Origin of the sequence: Acinetobacter lwoffii, assembly GCF_024129355.1 — a bacterium.
Classification (GTDB): Bacteria; Pseudomonadota; Gammaproteobacteria; order Pseudomonadales; family Moraxellaceae; genus Acinetobacter; species Acinetobacter lwoffii_I.
In genome coordinates, this window is sequence record NZ_JAMXXP010000035.1 from 1 (window position 1) to 15880 (window position 15880).

Below are 15880 nucleotides of genomic sequence, written 5' to 3' on the forward strand. Positions count from 1 at the left end.
AATCCTGGTCGTTAAAGTGTTTGTTTGCACTCATATTTTAACTGTTAGGACTCAGGTTTTTTTATTTAAAGCAAACTATGGGACAGCAGTGCCGGAAAAGGTGCTTTTTTATATTGAGCGACTGATAGCTTTATTTAATTTTTATAAATTGAATTCTTTAAAGATCTGCTCAATCTGCTCTGCCGGATAGGCACCCATCACTTTAAAACCATTGGAAAAAATAATCGCAGGTGTACCATTCACGCCCATAGACTGAGCCAGTTTTTTATTCCGCTCAATTGGATTGGTGCAACTTTTTTTCGATTTAGGTTGAATTCCTTGAGCAATCAGATCTTCCCATGCCTGAGCTGGATTAGACGCGCAATACACCTGTTTTGAAGGAGCAACCGACTGGGGTTTTAAAGGAAGAATAAAGGTATAAATGGTCAAGTCATTCAGTTTTTTCAGCTCTAGCTCAAGCTTTTTACAATACGGGCAATTTGGGTCAGAAAAGATCGCAATCTGACGTTTACCCGTACCTCTTACACTTTTCACAGCATCCTGAAGCGGTAATTTTTTCCAGTCGATACTATTTTGCTTCAACATTAAATCACGGGTCAGATTATGCTGATCCTGAATTCGCAGCATCGGGCCAGCAATCAGATGCTTGGCATCTTCATTCAAATAAACCACTTGGCCCTGCATGGAACCGCTATAGATGCCTTTCATCTCGGTGGTCTGAATATTTTCAATTTTTAAATTGGGACTGTTTTTTGCCAAGTTAGCTTGTACCGTATCAATATTGGCTAATGCGAAGCTTGAAACCAATGTACTTAAACTAATGATCAGTGTTTTTTTTAACATGAATGTTCTACATGAATTGGATAAGAATATGCTTCGATTCTAATCGCTCTGCTTTTAAATTTCTCAAACATTTATGTTACTGTTTACACCCAGTTAAATAAGCTCATAATGTTTCACGTGGAACACCATGTATAGCGTTAGCTTGAACTCCAATCTATCTAGAAAATACATCAATATTCATAATAAATAATTGTTTTATATAGTTAAAATATTTTAAATGATAAACATTTTACTCATTCAGCCTTGACCGATTTTCTGTATCCATTCTAAACTGCAGACACTTTCTATATTCCTCGCTACGCCCTGACATGGATTGGCCAAGGATCAACACTATAACGGCATTTTCATGACAATAACGACCAGCTGGCGACCGTTCTTGATGGTCAGCCTAGCTTTAATGATGGGAACGATTGGCACCGCTTTGGCCAGTCCGCTTTATCCGATTTATCAACAGCTCTGGCATTTGCTGCCCAGCCAGATCACCTACATTTTTGTCGCCTATATGTTTGGCTGTCTCTCGACCTTGTTGTTTTTGGGCAGAACCAGTAACAGCATCGGATTTTTACGGACCCTGCAAATTGGTCTGGCACTAATCACCTTAGGTCTCATCATTTCCGTTTTTGCCCAGAATGCACTGATCCTCTCGATTGGCCGTTTTATTATTGGGATTGCCTCGGGCCTGATGACCACTTCTGCCATGATGGGTTTAATGCATACCATCCCAGAAAGCCATAAACACACTGCACCACAACTGATTTCAATCATCACCGCAATGGGTTTTGGTTTGGGACCCTTGGTCGGTGGTGTGATTGCGCAGTTTTCCGCTGCCCCCTTGATAATGCCATATTTACCGGTGATTTTGGGCGCCGTGCTGTGTTTGATTGGCCTGTTCTGGATCAAAGCACCCAAGTTTGAGGCGCAGCCCTTTAGCATGGCGCCTAAACTGCAACGACCTGAAGCGCAGTTTCATCGGGTGTTTATGATTATTGCAGTGACGGCTTTTAGTGCCTTTGCTGCCTTTAGCCTGTTTGCTTCACTGTCGCCATCTTTTGTCCGCAATATTTTACCTTGGCATGGCCCTCTGGTCAGTGGGCTGGCCATTACCAGTATCTTAGTGATTTCAGTGATCGTGCAATTTATGGCCAAAGCGGTTGCAGCGTCCAAATGTCTGAATATCGGCCTGATGATGATGTGCTTGAGCCTGATGGTTTTAGCGCTATGTATGTATTCGAAAATCAGCCTGCTATTTTTTATCAGTGATATTTGCTTTGGAATTGGCCATGGTTTTGCCCTGATGGGTGCTTTTGCCCTGATTCATCAAATGACCAGCTTAGACAACCGTGCAGCCGTCATGTCAACCTATCTGTTTATTGCCTATCTGGGCACTATTGTCCCTATCATTGCCGTGGGTTATCTGGCCGATCATTGGGGGCTGGATTTCGCCGTAATCAGCTTTTGTATCGCGATTAGTTTGCTGTGTTTTGCGCTGTGGTGGGCGTATCAAAAATCCCGCCTACCAGCCTAAAAAAAGCCCTCAGTTGATGGCTTTTTTGATGTTTTATTAAATAATTATTTACCAATACAAAATGAACCGAAGATCTTGCCCAGCAGATCATCTGCACTGAAATCACCAGTGATCTCACCCAAGGCATTTTGCGCCAGACGTAAGGACTCTGCCACCAGTTCACCGGCGTTATACACCACCAGTTGTTCACGCGCTTCAGCCAGATAGAGCTGAGTGCGCTTCATTGCGTCTAAATGACGGGTACGGGCGATAAAGGTGTCTTCCTCAGGCTGGAAGCCTGCATGCGCTGTAATCGCCTCTATGAGCGCTTGAACACCGGTTTCCTGTTTGGCAGAGACTGCAATATGCCGGAAACCATTTAAATCGCCAATCACGGCTTCAGCACCGGTCAGGTCGCATTTATTGCCAATCAGCATCAAACGTTTTGGCTCGATATGTTCGGCAAAATATTCTTGGGCGAGTTGCAGCGGATCTTCGCCCTGGCTTAAGTCATAGACCAAGAGTAATAAATCGGCCTGTTCAATTTCCTTAATCGCGCGGCGAATCCCTTCCTTTTCCACGATATCACCGGTTTCACGCAGACCAGCCGTATCGGTCAGGGTAATCGGTAAGCCATTTAAGGTAATTTTCTCATGCAGCACATCACGGGTGGTGCCAGCAATATCGGTCACAATCGCGCGTTCAATTCCGGCCAGCGCATTCAGTAGAGAGGATTTACCGGCATTCGGTTTACCTGCAATTACGACTTGCAAGCCTTCACGTAGAAGCTGTCCTTGACGTGCGGATTGCTGGACTTGAGTGACTGCACTGGATACGCCATCCAGCAGATTTAAAATCTTGCCATCTGCCAGAAAGTCGATTTCTTCTTCCGGAAAATCAATCGCGGCTTCCACATGCAGACGCAGATGAATCAGCTGCTCAAGGACTGCATTGACTTTGGTCGAGAAAGCTCCTTGCAGTGAACGCACCGCAGAACGTGCAGCCGCTTGCGAAGTTGCATCAATCAGGTCGGCAATTGCTTCAGCCTGCACCAGATCCAGCTTGCCATTTTCAAAGGCACGCATCGAGAATTCACCCGCTTTGGCTGCAGTGGCGCCCAGTTCCAGCAAACGGCCAAGCAGGGCGTTCTGAATCACCGGACCGCCATGACCTTGTAGCTCCACTACATCTTCACCGGTAAACGAGTTTGGATTCGGGAAGCAAATCGCCAGTCCTTCATCCATGACTTCACCTGCTGCATCGTAGAACTGGCGGAAACCGGCAAAACGGGCTTTGGGCAACTCTTTTTGCGTCAGTTGCTGGGCAATTTCATAGGATTTCGGACCTGACAGGCGAATCACCCCAACGCCGCCACGTCCTGGTGGAGTTGCAATCGCAGCAATAGTTGTGGTTCGGTTGAGCATAAAATTCACCTGCAAAGACTCAAAAGTACAGCCAAAAAAAATCCGCCTAAGATTACCATCTTAAGCGGATTTATTCAGCCTATCCGTACAACTTAGTTGACTGGAGTAGCCTCATCACGTTTCGCGCGATCTTTGGCAACAGACTTGTTAATCAAAGTTTGTTGCAGAATCGTGATCAAGTTGTTGACGATCCAGTACAGAACCAAGCCTGCCGGGAAGAACAACAAGAATACGGTAAAGATGATCGGCATAAACTTGAAGACTTTCGCCTGCATTGGATCAGTTGGTTGTGGATTTAACGACTGTTGGATATACATCGTCAAGCCCATCAACAACGGCAGAATGAACCAAGGATCCATTGAAGACAAATCCTGAATCCACAGCATCCATGGCGCATGACGCAGTTCCACAGATTCCATCAATACCCAGTACAAGGCCAGGAAAATCGGCATTTGTAATAACAGTGGTAAACAGCCGGCAAGCGGATTGACCTGTTCACGTTTGTATAATGCCATCATTTCTTGAGAGAAGCGCATGCGATCTTCACCGAACTCTTCTTTCATGCGTTGCATTTCTGGCGCAATCACACGCATTTTCGCCATCGAGCGATAGCTCTTCGACGACAATGGCCACAGGATTACTTTCACCAAGATAGTCAACAGAATAATTGCCCAGCCCCAGTTACCCACCAGACCATGGAAGAATTCAAGACCGACAAACAGTAATTTCGCAATTGGCCATAACCAGCCATAATCAACGGTCTGGTTTAAACCCGCAGCCAAATCTTTCAGTTCTGACTGGATTTTTGGACCTGAATAGAAAGTCGCATCAATTTCAGCCACTGTACCTGCAGGCACATTGAACGTCGGTGAGGTAAAACCGATGATGTTCATGTTATCGGTTGATTTACGTGATTCAAGCTTGGCGCTATAAGCTTCGCCATTGCCTTGAGTCAACTTCAGCTGACCTGGAACCCATGCACTGACAAAGTAGTGCTGTACCATTGCCACCCAACCACCTGTCGCTTCAGTACTGACTTTTTCTTCAACAAAGTTGTCGAATTTAAGCTTGTTGTACTGCTCGTCCGGGGTACCCCATGCACCGCCGAGGAATGTTCCCAGCGTGAAGATCCCCTGATCAGATTTGCCTGGATCTTCCGAGTTATCCCGTTTGATCTGACCAAACATCTGACCTTGCCAAGTCTGGCCACTGCGGTTAACCACTTTGTGATTTACCACGACCGGATATTCACCTTCAGTGAAATTGAAGGTCTTGATAATCTCGATCCCGTCAGCGGTTTTAAACACTAGCGGTACAGACAATACTTTCAGGTTTTCACCATCTTTGGATTTGACTGTTTTCGCATCTGCCAGAGTATAAGCCGTTTTTTCCAGCTCATACATTGGACGGCCGTTACGGCTGCTGTCCGGTCCATTCAGACCGATCAGGCCAGACTGGGCGACATAAGTACGTTTCGCATCGCTTTCCAGCATCACGAACGGTTCATCGCTGTCTTTGTTCTTGTCATGATTGAGTAATTCAATACGAACAATATCACCACCCTTAGGATTGATCCAAAGGTGATAAAGGTCAGTTTGTACTGAAATAAGCTGCTGACTTACAGGTGCTGTGGCATCCGTGGCTTGCTGTGCTGGCACATTTGCTTGTGGCAGATCAGAGGCAACTGTAGCCGTCTGACCATTTGGCAAATCTGCAGATACGTCATGCGAAACAACAGCAGTTTCCTGCTGCGGTTTTGTTTCAGCATTTCCATAATCTTTTTGCCACGCCAAAATGAGCAAATATGCGACAACAAACATGGCTCCGAGAATTGCAATCCTGGCCCATTGTTGCATATGTATTACCCCAAGTGGTGAGAGTGATTTTGGTTCAATAAACGATCACGAAAGGGTACAGCAACGTGAAGCGTTTGAGAATCTATTTGCTGAAATGAAATAAAACGAATCGCTTTTGAGGGAACAGGATCATATCCCGAGCCCCCCCACGGATGACAACGGCAAATACGCTTAGTAGCCAGCCACACTCCACGCCCAGCGCCATGCATCTGGACTGCTTCCAAGGAATATTGAGAACAAGTTGGAATATAACGACAGCGCGGTCCAAGAAGAGGACTAATCGCAATCTGATAGAAACGGATCAACCAATGCAGTAAACGTACCATTGGCCAACTCTACTTTTGTGGGGAGGGGGCTATTTTTGAATGCTTTTTGGCAAGACGGTTAAGTTTCTGCCAGGCAAATTGTAATTGCTGGTGCAATTCTGCATTAGGCACTGCTTCAACACCCATTTTCGGCATAATTACAATGTCTAAGTCATCTAATTGCTGTTGATGCAGGCGAAAACTTTCGCGAGCAAGTCGTTTTACTCGATTTCTTTCGTGTGCGCGTCGCACTTTCTTCTTGGCAACAACTAAACCCAAACGGCTATTTGGCAGTTCGGAATGTTTTGCAAGAAATAAGAAATGGGGTTGATGCACTTTAAAAAGCGCACCATCAAAGACACCTTTATAATCGGCAGCACAGCGTAATCGCAACTCTGTGCCAAAACTATAAAGTTTTGTCATAACACCCAAAATCGTCTTAGCGTAACTGATTAAACAGTTAAGCTATGACGACCTTTTGCACGACGGCGAGCTAATACTTGACGACCAGCTTTAGTAGCCATACGAGCACGGAAACCATGAACACGCTTACGCTTTAATTCAGACGGTTGGAATGTACGTTTCATATTGAAACTCCAAAAATGATCTTTCTATGAAGGTCCGCGATTTTAGTGCTCATTGCTTGAGCTGTCAATGCAAAAGCAGTTTTCTTTTCAAATAAGATCAAAAAAGATAAAGCCCCTGTTTTTCGGAGAACTTAATAAAAAATAGTTCAATTCAAGTTAATCACAAATTAAGTTATTGTTATATAAATATATATAAGTTATAAACAACTCTATCAACAAAGTTATCCACATGCTATCCAGAGTTTAAATTTAACCTGTAGTTTTGAATTTAAATTTGAAGTTTTTTGAGTTATCCACAAAAAACAGTGATCTTATAAATAAATTCAAATTTATAAATTTAAATTTATTACTATTAGGGAGCACTTTTTCTATGGATAAGCCACTTTTTATTTAATTAAACATAAACTTATGTTGTGGATAAAACTGTTTCTATTAATTTTATACTTTGTGGATAACTTTATGGTATATTTTATCCACAGCTTGCGGATAAACTTATCCACACTGGGTTTTAAATTTAAATTTATGCAGGGTGATTTCTTTTTGCACAGTTTTTGTAGAGATTGCCATGACAGATGTGGATAACTTGGGTAGAATGGCGACCCGCTTTTGGTCGCGGTCATCTTTTTTGAATGAACAATGGAATGAATAGGGGATTCACATGCTTTGGACGGACTGCTTAAATCGCCTGCGACAAGAGCTCTCTGGAAATGTCTTTACAATGTGGATTCGCCCATTGGTTGCAGAAGAGCTGGAAGACAGCTTGCGTTTGTATGCACCTAATCCTTACTGGACGCGTTACATTCAGGAACATCATCTGGAACTGATTACGATTCTGGCAGAACAGTTGTCTGAAGGACGGGTACGCAAGGTCGAGATTTTGGTCGATTCACGTCCAGGGGCGATTTTATCTGCCAGTGAACAACCGGCGACCACGACTGCGGCATTGACCTCGACACCGATGCCAGTGCCGAAGCCGAAGAAAGAAAAAGAAGACAGCGGCAAAAATAGCCGTAGACGTCAGTTGAATCCATTGTTTACCTTCTCGCTGTTTGTGGAAGGCCGATCTAACCAGATGGCGGCAGAAACCTGTCGCAAGGTACTGACCCAGCTGGGTGCTTCACAGCACAACCCGTTATTTTTATATGGTCCGACCGGTCTGGGTAAAACCCACTTGATGCAGGCGGTCGGTAATGCATTGTTGCAGGCCAAACCGAATGCACGCGTCATGTACATGACCGCAGAAAGTTTTGTACAGGACTTTGTCAGCTCGTTGCAGCAGGGTAAAGTCGAAGAGTTTAAGAAAAACTGCCGTTCTCTGGATCTGTTACTGGTCGATGATATTCACTTGCTGGCCGGTAAAGAGGCCAGTCTGGTCGAATTTTTCTACACCTTTAACGCACTTCTGGATGAGTCCAAGCAAATTATTTTGACTTCGGATCGTTATCCTAAAGAGCTGACAGAGCTGGATCCACGTCTGGTTTCACGTTTTTCCTGGGGGTTGTCGGTCGGGGTTGAACCGCCAGATATTGAAACCCGAATTGAAATTCTGCTGAAAAAAGCAGAAAGCAACCAGGTCGATTTACCACGTAACTGTGCGCTGTTTATTGCCCAGCAGGTGGTGGCTAACGTGCGTGAGCTGGAAGGTGCGCTGAACAAAGTGGTGGCGATTTCACGTTTTAAAGGCACGCCAATTGATCTGGATGTGGTGCGTGAATCTTTAAAAGATGTGCTGGCAATTCGTGCCCGTACCATCAGTACTGAAAATATTCAGCGTGTGGTCAGTGAATATTTCCGGATTCCGCTGAAAGAACTGGTCGGTCCAAAACGTACCCGGATTTATGCCCGTCCACGTCAGCTGGCGATGGGTCTGGCACGTGAATTAACCGGCGACAGTTTTCCGGAAATTGGCATGGCTTTTGGCGGTCGTGATCACAGTACCGTGATGCATGCTTGCGAGAAAGTACAAAGCCTGCGTGAAGAAGATCCGATCTTTAACGAAGACTATAAAAACCTGCAACGTCTGTTGCAAAGTTGACCTAAATCGCTCAAATTCTATTCTTGCTATGCGGCTGCTTTTGCCGCATAGTAAACCGTCAAAAAAATCACTTTTTCTATATTAATCTTCAGCTTTAGAGGAATGCACCGTGCGTTTAAAAATCGCGAAAGAAAGCTTACTGAATGTTCTCTCACATGTCGTAGGAGCGGTTGAACGTCGCCATACCTTGAATATCCTGTCTAACCTGAAAATTCAGGTGACTACGCAAGCATTGACCGTGACCGGTTCCGACCTGGAAGTCGAACTGGTGGCGAGTACAGCACTGGCTGAAGGTGCATGTTTGCAGGAAGGCGAGACCACAGTTCCTGCACGTAAGCTGATTGATATCTGTAAGTCACTTCCTTCAGCGGCATTGGTGGATTTGCATATTACTGAAGATCAGCGCTGCATCCTTAAATCAGGCAACAGCCGTTTTGTACTGGGTACCTTGCCTGCTGATGATTATCCATTACTGAACACTGAAAACACCCAAGGCACGCAAGTGACGGTGACACAGCGTGAACTTAAACGCCTGTTCGAAAAAACCGCCTTTGCCATGGCAGTTCAGGATGTGCGTTTTTACCTGACCGGTACTTTGCTGGAAATTGATGCCAATCAGCTACGTGCTGTGACCACCGATGGCCACCGCCTAGCACTGTGTGAAACAGCAGCACAATCCACTGCAGCACAGCCGATTCAGGCAATTGTGCCACGTAAGGCCGTTGCAGAATTACAGCGCCTGCTCAGCGTTGAAGATGAGCAATTATCTCTATTGATTGGTCGTGAACTGCTCAATGTGACCATCAATATGCCAAGCCGTGACAAGGAACAGGCGAACATTACCGTGCGTTTCACTACCAAGCTGATTGATGGTAAGTTCCCGGACTACCGCCGTGTGATTCCACGTGGGGGCGACAAAGTCGTGATGATCGCACATGACGTGTTCAAGCAGTCTTTGCAGCGTGTGGCGATTTTAAGTAATGAAAAACTTCGCGGTGTGTTTCTGAACTTCAATGCTGATTCTTTGCAACTTCGTGCCAATAACCCGGAGCAGGATGAAGCGATTGAAGACCTGGCGATTCAATATGCCGATTCACCGCTAGAAATGTCCTTCAATGCGCAGTATCTGATTGAAGTCCTCGGTGTGCTGGATGGCGATGATGTATCAATGACTATGACTGAAGCGAATCAGTCTGTCTTAGTACAAGACCCGGCGCATACTGATCAGACTTATGTCGTCATGCCGATGCGTGTTTAAGCCGCGGCTTCTGATATTCATATAAGACATGCATATTACGCGTTTACATATTGAGCGTGTGCGGAATTTAAAGACGGTTGCTCTCCACGGATTGCAGCCGTTTAATGTTTTTTATGGGCAAAATGGTTCAGGTAAAACCTCGATTTTAGAGGCGATTCATTTACTGGCTGCCGGTCGTTCCTTCCGTACTCATATTCCCAAAAATTATATCCAGCATGGCGCGCAGGATGCGATTGTATTTGCACAGTCTGCGACTGAAAAAATTGGCATGCAAAAAATGGCCAGCGGGGAGCAACTGATCAAGGTCAATGGTGATCTGGTCGCAACCCAGGGACAGCTGGCCAAACTGTTGCCCTTGCAGCTGATTGATCCGCAAAGCACCGATATTATCGATCATGGTGCTAAACCACGACGCCAACTCCTTGACTGGTTAATGTTCCACGTGGAACCAGAGTTTTATCATGCCTGGCAATATTATTCTCGTGCGCTGAAACAGCGAAATAGTCTGCTCAAAAGCAAACGCTTTCTCAGTCTGTCTGATCTGGAACCGTGGAACCAGATGCTGAGTGAATATGGTGAAATCCTGCACTCGCAACGTGTCGAGATTGTGGAACAATGGAAGCCATTTTTTGAAGATGATCTGAAACAGTTATTACCTGAATTGCAAGTCAGTCTGGAATACAGTCCGGGCTTTCATAGTGAAACCGGCCTGCTAAATGATCTGACCAACCAGCATGAAAAAGACTGTGAGCGACGCTATACCGAATATGGCCCACATCGCGCAGATTTGCGTTTAAAGACCCCGATGGGGGATGCTGATGTGATCCTGTCGCGCGGGCAGAAAAAGCTGCTGATGATCGCACTAAAACTGTCGCAAATCGCAATGCTACATTCTTGTAATAAGGAAACTGTGGTATTATTAGATGATGTGACAGCAGAATTAGATTTAACCGCACAACAACGTTTAATTGAGCGATTGAGCCAACTTGGTAGTCAAGTTTTTATTACCACCTTAGACCATGAATCAGTACAAAAGCACTTACATGATTTGTCTATCTCATATCAGTTATTCAGTGTTGAAAACGGTACAGTTCAAGTTGTGCAATAATATTTTTTGAGTTTTACCCATCTTTGGATAGACCTATTTTTCACTAGGGAGAAACCATGAGTTCAGAAGATCAAGCTGCTTCTCAAACAGAACAAACCATTGAAAAGGCTTATGATTCCTCTAGCATCAAGGTATTACGTGGTTTAGACGCAGTCCGTAAGCGTCCGGGCATGTACATTGGTGATACAGACGATGGTACGGGCCTGCACCACATGGTGTTTGAAGTAGTCGACAACTCGATTGATGAAGCCTTGGCAGGCCACTGTGATGAAATTATAGTGACGATCCATGAAGATGAATCGGTTTCAGTTTCTGATAATGGTCGTGGTATTCCGACCGACATTCACCCTGAAGAAGGTGTGTCTGCAGCAGAGGTGATTTTAACCATTCTGCATGCCGGTGGTAAGTTCGACGACAACAGTTATAAAGTGTCTGGCGGTCTGCATGGTGTCGGTGTTTCCGTAGTCAACGCACTGTCTGAAAAACTCGAATTGACCATTCACCGTGCCGGTAAAATTCATGAACAAGAATACCGTCATGGCGATTCTCAATATCCATTAAAAGTAGTGGGCGATACCGATAGAACCGGTACTCGTGTCCGTTTCTGGCCAAGTGCCGAGACTTTTAGTCAGACCATTTTTAATGTTGATATTTTGGCGCGTCGTTTGCGTGAACTGTCGTTCCTGAACGCAGGTGTGCGTATTGTGCTGCGTGACGAACGCATTAATGCCGAGCATGTCTTTGATTATGAAGGTGGTCTGTCTGAGTTCGTTAAATATATTAACGAAGGCAAAACTCACCTGAATGATATTTTCCATTTCACTGCTGCACAGGCCGATAACGGTATTACGGTAGAAGTCGCATTGCAGTGGAATGATTCTTATCAGGAAAATGTACGTTGCTTTACCAACAACATCCCGCAAAAGGATGGTGGTACGCATTTGGCCGGTTTCCGTGCTGCGTTGACCCGTGGTTTAAACAACTACATGGACAGCGAAAATATCCTGAAAAAGGAAAAAGTTGCGGTATCGGGTGATGATGCGCGTGAAGGCCTGACTGCCATCGTGTCAGTCAAAGTACCTGATCCAAAATTCTCTTCACAGACCAAAGAAAAACTGGTGTCGAGTGAAGTGAAAACGGCTGTTGAACAGGCCATGAACAAGGCATTTTCTGAATATTTATTGGAAAATCCACAAGCAGCCAAAGCGATTGCTGGCAAGATCATTGATGCAGCACGTGCGCGTGATGCAGCGCGTAAAGCACGCGAAATGACACGTCGTAAGAGTGCGCTGGATATTGCCGGTCTTCCAGGTAAACTGGCCGATTGTCAGGAAAAAGATCCAGCTTTGTCTGAACTGTACCTGGTCGAGGGTGATTCTGCAGGTGGTTCAGCCAAGCAAGGTCGTAACCGTAAAATGCAGGCGATTTTACCGCTGAAAGGTAAGATCCTGAACGTGGAACGTGCCCGTTTTGACCGCATGATTTCCTCTGCTGAAGTCGGTACGCTGATTACCGCACTCGGCTGTGGTATTGGTCGTGAGGAATATAATCCGGACAAACTGCGTTATCATAAAATCATCATCATGACCGATGCTGACGTCGATGGTTCACACATCCGTACGCTGCTGTTGACCTTCTTCTTCCGTCAAATGCCAGAACTTGTGGAACGTGGTCATATCTATATTGCCCAGCCACCACTGTACAAGCTGAAAAAAGGCAAGCAGGAACAGTACATCAAGGACAATGATGCACTGGAAACTTACCTAATTTCGAATGCGATTGATGAGCTGGAACTGCATATCAGTGCAGAAGCGCCTGCGATTCGTGGTGAAGCACTGGCAAATGTGATTGCTGATTATCAGACTTCCCAGAAGAGCTTGGCACGTTTGACCCAGCGTTATCCTGCGAGTCTGCTTGATGCACTACTTTCACTGGAAGGTTTTAAGCTGGATCAGCTGGAAGACAAAACCTATGTGGAAACATGGGGTGAGAATCTGCGTGCAGCGATTGAAGCCATTCAGCCAACATTACGTCCAGAATTAACCCTGGAGCGTTTTGAAAAAGAACTGGCAGATGGTCAAAAAACTGCAAGCTGGTTGCCACGTATCACGATCTATGTACATAACTTGCCACATAGCTACCTGTTAGACTCAGTACTGTTAGGTTCAAGTGAATATGCACGTTTATTAAAGAATTCAAAGAGCTGGTTTAGTCTGCTTGAAGAGGGTGCATATTTGCAAAAAGGCGATCGCAAGATTCAGGTCAGCAATTTCCATCAGGTTTGGCAACATATCTTGCAGGACTCACGTCGTGGCATGATGATCCAGCGCTATAAAGGTCTGGGCGAGATGAATGCGGAACAGTTATGGGAAACCACCATGGATCCAGACAACCGTAACATGCTGCAAGTGACAGTTACTGATGCGATTGAAGCGGATCGTATGTTCTCCTGCTTGATGGGCGATGACGTAGAACCACGTCGTGCTTTCATTGAAGAAAATGCCTTGAATGCAGATATTGATGCATAACCCTTCAGGATAAAATCAGATATAAAAAAGCGCCTTTCGAGGCGCTTTTTTTAGACCAATTTTTTTACTCATATCCTGTGAGCTAGGCAAAATAAAGTAATTTTGGACCGATTTTTAGATATGGAACGGGTTCATTTAGGTTTTAAAAAGCCAAGTTGAGTAAGCCAAATCGACTCTAAGAAAGGGTTTATGTATAGAGATTACCAACTCGGGAGAATACCTGAAATCTGGAGTGAATCTATCGTTATAAAAATGATCTGCATCAGAACTTCTAAAATAATTTTTGAATAGGAAAGTGAGGTAGAAAGACGTTCTTTATACGATGAGAAGTTTGCATGCAGTTCACGACACTAGGTGAAAACTGGATCAGTCAAAGTGGTATTTAAAGATGCGTGTAATAAAAACAGATCGAATACTTTAGGTGGATTCGACTAAAAAATAATAAATCGCCTATTCAGAAGATCCAATATCTCAAAAATAAATAAAAAGCTGCTAAAACTAAATTTTAAATTTTCAATAGCTTATAAGAAACTTGGTCTAATACGCTAAATAATACGTGAATAATATTGCTTCAAGCATCTAGAAAGCCTGATCAGAGATGTGGATAACTCTAAAGTTATCCATAATTTTTATGTGAATAAGATAGTATTTTTCCGCAAGCTTTAATCCACGTATTAATTCTTTATTTTAAATTCAAATTTGAAATCGATTATCTTGTGGATAAGTGTTTTTAAATTTAAAATAGCATTTTAAATTTAAAGCTAGATTTGGCGATATATTGCTAGTATGACCAGACTATTCCTTGGATTGGCTTTAAAATAAAAAATTATTATAAATTAAATACTTGTAAATATAGTGTAGTTTCTCTAATCATTACCGTGGAACATATTGTTAACTAAAAACTCAAGATGTAGCTAAACTACATAATTGATTTAATAATCAAGTGAACTTTCATTTTTATTTAAAATCATACTTTTATCGATTTTTGCTTAACTTTTTTATTTCTCATTTTTGAGTTATTTCTTGATTTCATTATTGAAAATCGGGCATTTCTTTTATTACTCGATAGAAAAGAGGGAGGGAGTCGCTGAAATGATATTGATTAGGAACAAGAAAAAGAGGATTGATAAAATGACGATGAAAAATAAAAAAGCGCCTGACGGCGCTTTTTTTTAATCATATTTATGGTGTTAGAATGACTTTACGACAGTCTTCTTCCTTTTTATCAAAAATACGGTAACCTTCCGCAGCATCTTCCAGTTTCATGCGATGGGTAATAATCAGATCTGGAGACAGATCTCCATTTTCAATATGTTCTAGCAACTGCGGCAAGTAATTATGCACATGGGTTTGTCCCATTTTAAAGGTCAAACCTTTGTCAAAGGCATCACCAAACAGGAAGCCATGAATTGGACCGGCATAAACTCCAGGTACACTCACCACACCGCCGCGACGGACCGCTGCAATACATTGTCTTAGCGCTGAACCACTCGAACCTTCTAATTTCAGGTTGGTCATTACGGTTTCCAGCATGCTACCTTTGGCTTCAAAACCGACCGCATCAATGACGGCATCGACTCCACGATAACCCGTGGTATTTTGAATGATAAATTCAGCGGCATCGACTTCATCAAAATTGACGGGAATTACCCCATAGGTTTGATGCGCGAAACGCAAACGGTAAGGGTGGTGATCGACCATAAATATCTGCTCGGCACCGAGCATCCGCGCGCAGGCAGCAGCCAGCAGACCGACCGGGCCAGCACCATAAATCGCCACACTGGAACCTCGACCGACTTGGGCATTATTCACTGCTTGCCACGCAGTTGGCAGAATATCGGTCAGGAATAATACTTTTTCATCAGGCAGGGAACCCGGCACCTTAAATGGTCCGACATTGCCTTTGGGGATCCGTACATATTCAGCCTGACCACCCGGTATACCCCCATACAGATGGCTAAAGCCAAATAAAGCTGCCCCTGGTGGGATCTGTTTTTTGTTGAGAATTGCACCACGACCGGTATTGGTATTTTCACAGGCAGCCATGAGTTCATGTTCACAGAAAAAACAGTGACCGCATGCAATCACAAAGGGAATAATCACCCGGTCACCTTTTTTGACTTCGGTTACTTCTGGGCCGACTTCTTCTACAATTCCCATAAATTCATGGCCGAAAATATCACCGTCTTCAGTGGCCGGGATTTTTCCCCGGTATAAATGCAGATCTGAGCCACAGATGGCGGTGGCTGTCACCCGTAAAATAACGTCATCTGGTTCCTGAATCACTGGATCTGGAACGGATTCAACTCGTACATCCCGAGCACCATGATAGGTAAGAGCACGCATGCGGATTTCCTCTCTCTAGTTCAACATTAAACAGACTCGTAGCAAGGCTGCCAAAAATTAAAAAACACTTGTATTAGAGCCTTAGG

The 15880-nt window shown here is 44.2% G+C and carries 12 protein-coding genes; 5 read left to right on the forward strand and 7 right to left on the reverse strand.

What is annotated here, in order from left to right:
• Positions 1 to 141: 141 nt before the first annotated feature.
• On the reverse strand, positions 142 to 843 hold the full coding sequence (locus tag NI468_RS13485) for a DsbC family protein (RefSeq protein ID WP_253102298.1): 702 nt from the start codon (positions 841 to 843) through the stop codon (positions 142 to 144).
• A 346-nt stretch (positions 844 to 1189) separates the two neighbouring features.
• Here NI468_RS13485 and NI468_RS13490 point away from each other — a divergent pair, with 346 nt between their 5' ends.
• Positions 1190 to 2368, forward strand: a complete 1179-nt coding sequence (locus NI468_RS13490) for an MFS transporter (protein ID WP_445344335.1) — start codon at positions 1190 to 1192, stop codon at positions 2366 to 2368.
• A gap of 44 nt (positions 2369 to 2412) precedes the next feature.
• On the opposite strand, the gene mnmE is transcribed toward NI468_RS13490, so the two are convergent.
• The 5 genes from mnmE to rpmH form a co-directional block, all read right to left on the reverse strand.
• Positions 2413 to 3771, reverse strand: coding sequence for a tRNA uridine-5-carboxymethylaminomethyl(34) synthesis GTPase MnmE (gene mnmE / locus NI468_RS13495; RefSeq protein ID WP_004647130.1), 1359 nt, complete (start codon positions 3769 to 3771; stop codon positions 2413 to 2415).
• Positions 3772 to 3863: 92 nt separating this feature from the next.
• Positions 3864 to 5627, reverse strand: a complete 1764-nt coding sequence (gene yidC, locus NI468_RS13500) for a membrane protein insertase YidC (protein WP_005245552.1) — start codon at positions 5625 to 5627, stop codon at positions 3864 to 3866.
• A 5-nt stretch (positions 5628 to 5632) separates the two neighbouring features.
• Positions 5633 to 5953 carry a membrane protein insertion efficiency factor YidD gene (gene yidD / locus NI468_RS13505; RefSeq protein WP_004281931.1) on the reverse strand — a complete coding sequence of 107 codons (321 nt, stop codon included), beginning with the start codon at positions 5951 to 5953 and terminating at the stop codon, positions 5633 to 5635.
• Positions 5954 to 5962: 9 nt separating this feature from the next.
• The gene (rnpA, locus tag NI468_RS13510; RefSeq protein WP_004281932.1) at positions 5963 to 6355 is read right to left on the reverse strand and encodes a ribonuclease P protein component; all 393 of its coding nucleotides are present in this window, start codon (positions 6353 to 6355) and stop codon (positions 5963 to 5965) included.
• A 29-nt stretch (positions 6356 to 6384) separates the two neighbouring features.
• A complete protein-coding gene (gene rpmH / locus NI468_RS13515) occupies positions 6385 to 6519 on the reverse strand; it encodes a 50S ribosomal protein L34 (RefSeq protein ID WP_000831329.1) in 135 nt (44 codons plus the stop codon).
• 658 nt (positions 6520 to 7177) lie between these two features.
• Between rpmH and dnaA the strand changes: the two genes are divergently transcribed.
• The 4 genes from dnaA to gyrB all read left to right on the forward strand — a co-directional run bounded on the left by dnaA (position 7178) and on the right by gyrB (position 13448).
• Positions 7178 to 8554 carry a chromosomal replication initiator protein DnaA gene (gene dnaA / locus NI468_RS13520; protein ID WP_004281934.1) on the forward strand — a complete coding sequence of 459 codons (1377 nt, stop codon included), beginning with the start codon at positions 7178 to 7180 and terminating at the stop codon, positions 8552 to 8554.
• A gap of 109 nt (positions 8555 to 8663) precedes the next feature.
• Entirely contained in the window at positions 8664 to 9812 is a 1149-nt protein-coding gene (gene dnaN / locus NI468_RS13525; RefSeq protein WP_004647129.1) for a DNA polymerase III subunit beta, read from the forward strand.
• Between the two features lie 28 nt (positions 9813 to 9840).
• Positions 9841 to 10920 (forward strand): DNA replication/repair protein RecF, encoded by a 1080-nt coding sequence (gene recF, locus NI468_RS13530; RefSeq protein WP_253102299.1) that lies wholly within the window; start codon positions 9841 to 9843, stop codon positions 10918 to 10920.
• 56 nt (positions 10921 to 10976) lie between these two features.
• Positions 10977 to 13448, forward strand: coding sequence for a DNA topoisomerase (ATP-hydrolyzing) subunit B (gene gyrB, locus NI468_RS13535; protein ID WP_005245546.1), 2472 nt, complete (start codon positions 10977 to 10979; stop codon positions 13446 to 13448).
• A gap of 1182 nt (positions 13449 to 14630) precedes the next feature.
• On the opposite strand, the gene NI468_RS13540 is transcribed toward gyrB, so the two are convergent.
• Positions 14631 to 15794, reverse strand: a complete 1164-nt coding sequence (locus tag NI468_RS13540) for a zinc-dependent alcohol dehydrogenase (RefSeq protein WP_001202407.1) — start codon at positions 15792 to 15794, stop codon at positions 14631 to 14633.
• Positions 15795 to 15880: the final 86 nt, after the last annotated feature.